The organism is Arthrobacter sp. Br18 (assembly GCF_000520555.1).
Classification (GTDB): Bacteria; Actinomycetota; Actinomycetes; order Actinomycetales; family Micrococcaceae; genus Arthrobacter_D.
Genome location: NZ_KI914888.1, coordinates 12,126 through 14,390, shown reverse-complemented (window position 1 = coordinate 14,390; position 2,265 = coordinate 12,126). Strand labels below are relative to the sequence as shown.

Genomic DNA, 2,265 nt, shown 5'->3' with positions numbered 1-2,265 from the left:
ACGCCGGACCGGCCAGGAGCGGCAGCTTCTCACGCGTGGCCCGCTCGATGGCCGACACGATCCTGCGGGCAGCGGCGGAGCCGATCGAGCCGGCGAGGAAGCGGAATTCAGAGACGAGAACCGCGACGCGCCGGCCGCGGATCAGCCCCTCTCCCGTGAGCACCGATTCATCGGCGCCGCTCTTCTCCCGCGCCCGCTCCAGCTCCTCGGCGTAGCCTTCCCTGCCCTCGATCGGCTCGGTCACCGGCGAATCCCAGGAGGTGAACGAGCCGGAATCAAGGACGACGTCGATCAGCTCACGTGCCGAGAGGTGTCCGGGAGGGTCTGTCACCGGCGTGCCGGTCACCGACCCGCGCCGCCGTCACCGTTGCCGCCGCCGTTGTTCTCGGGAGCCGCAAGCCATTCCCGGATGCGTCCACCGTCGCCGTCGAGCAGGGGTGGCGCCGCATGCCCGGTATTCGTGGTCTCGCGGTCGGCGTCGAAGAAGCGCAGCGGGGGCCCGGGCAGGCTGATTTTGCCGAGCGTCGCGTGGTCCACATCGACGAGCAGCCCCTGGGAGTGGACCTGTTCCCAGGCGTACACCTCGTCGAGGCTACGGACCTTGCCCGCCGGAATGCCCGCAACGTTGAGCCTTGCCAGCAGCGGTTCGGCCTCGAAAGCCGAGAAGGCGTCCTCGATCTCGCGGATCAGGGCGTCGCGGTTGGTGACGCGGGCCGAGTTCGTGGCGAACTCATTCGCAGTGGGGTCGAGGCCGAAGGCTGCAGCGAAGGTCGCCCACAGCTTCTCGCTCCCCACGCTGATCTGGACCCTGCCGCCCCTGCAGCTGAACAGTCCGTACGGCGCGATGGACGGATGGTGGTTGCCCTGGGCCTGCGGTACCTCGCCCGCAATGGTGGTCCGTGTTCCCTGGAAGGCATGAACCCCGATGATTGCGGCGAGCAGCGAGGTGCGCACCACCTGACCCCTGCCCGTGCGGTCCCGCTCCAGCAGCGCGGCCAGCGCGCCGTAGGCGCCGTACATTCCGGACAGCAGGTCAGCGATGGGCACGCCGACCCGCTGGGGATCCTCCGGGCCGGGCCCGGTCAGGGACATGAGCCCGGCTTCACCCTGCACGATCTGGTCGTAACCGCTCCGTGTGGCTTCCGGTCCGTCATGACCGAACCCGGTGATCGACAGGATCACCAGGCGGGGGTTCAGCTCGTGCATCGCCTCGGTGGAGAACCCCAGGCGGTCCAGCACACCCGGGCGGAAATTTTCGACCACGACGTCGGCCCGGCGGAGCAGGTCGCGGAGCACTCCCTGGCCGTCGTCGCTCTTCAGGTCGAGCGCGATCGACTCCTTGTTGCGGTTGCAGGAGAGGAAGTAGGTTGACTGGCGGTCTTCCTCAGGACCCACGAACGGCGGTCCCCAGCCCCGGGTGTCGTCTCCCGAACCCGGATTTTCCACCTTGATCACCCGGGCGCCGAGGTCCCCGAGCATCATGCCTGCGTGCGGCCCGGCCAGCGCGCGGCTGAGATCCACCACGAGGTAGCCGTCGAGGGGTCCTGCACCTGTCCGCGCTGCGGCCGGGCCGGTCTCCGATGTCATGTGCTGTTCCTTCCCTTGGAAGACGGTGCCGAGCCCGGTCTACAGCCATCCCGGAACCACGAGGATGAGCCAGGCGATGACCGGACCGGCCAGCACCACGAGACCGCCGTAGCCGAGGATCTGCTTGTAGAAGCGGTCCTTGTCGGTTCCCTCCGGGGCGTTGGCGAGGACCAGCGCACCGTTGGTGGAGAACGGCGACACGTCCACGATGGTGGAGGAGACCGCGAGCGCTGCCACCACCCCGACGGCTCCCACTTCACCGGATTCGAGGAACGGAATCGCCAGCGGGATGAGGGCCGCGAGGATGGCGGTCGAGGACGCGAACGCCGAGACGACGGCGCCGATGTAGCAGATGAGCAGTGCCGCCAGCAGCGGCATGCCGAGGCTTGCCACGCCGTCGGAGACGTATTCGATGGTGCCGGCAGCCTGGAGGACACCGACGAACGTCAGCATGCCGCAGATGAGGAGCACGGTGGACCAGGCAATCTTGTTCACGGCACCGCTCTGCGCCTTGGGCGAAATGAGTGCGAGGATCACGGCCACGGTGATGGCGACGAAGCCGACGTCAACGCTGAAGCCGAGCGCGATGACCGCGAGGGCGATGAGGCCGAGGATGGTGGCGGTCTGCGAAACCCTGTCCTCGCGGGACTTCGTCGCGACAGCGCCGTCGCCGGCGGG

The 2,265-nt window shown here is 68.4% G+C and carries 3 protein-coding genes; all 3 read right to left on the bottom strand.

Annotated features, from left to right (window positions below; genetic code table 11):
• A partial coding sequence (locus Y704_RS0115100; protein ID WP_275451072.1) for a carboxyl transferase domain-containing protein occupies positions 1-331 on the bottom strand: 331 nt, incomplete at its 3' end.
• 11 nt (positions 332-342) lie between these two features.
• Positions 343-1,587: a CaiB/BaiF CoA transferase family protein gene (locus tag Y704_RS21765; RefSeq protein ID WP_051477185.1), complete on the bottom strand. Its 1,245-nt coding sequence runs from the start codon at positions 1,585-1,587 to the stop codon at positions 343-345.
• A gap of 39 nt (positions 1,588-1,626) precedes the next feature.
• Positions 1,627-2,265, bottom strand: a 639-nt coding sequence (locus Y704_RS21760) for an SLC13 family permease (RefSeq protein WP_035773006.1), incomplete at its 5' end; no start/stop codon positions are given.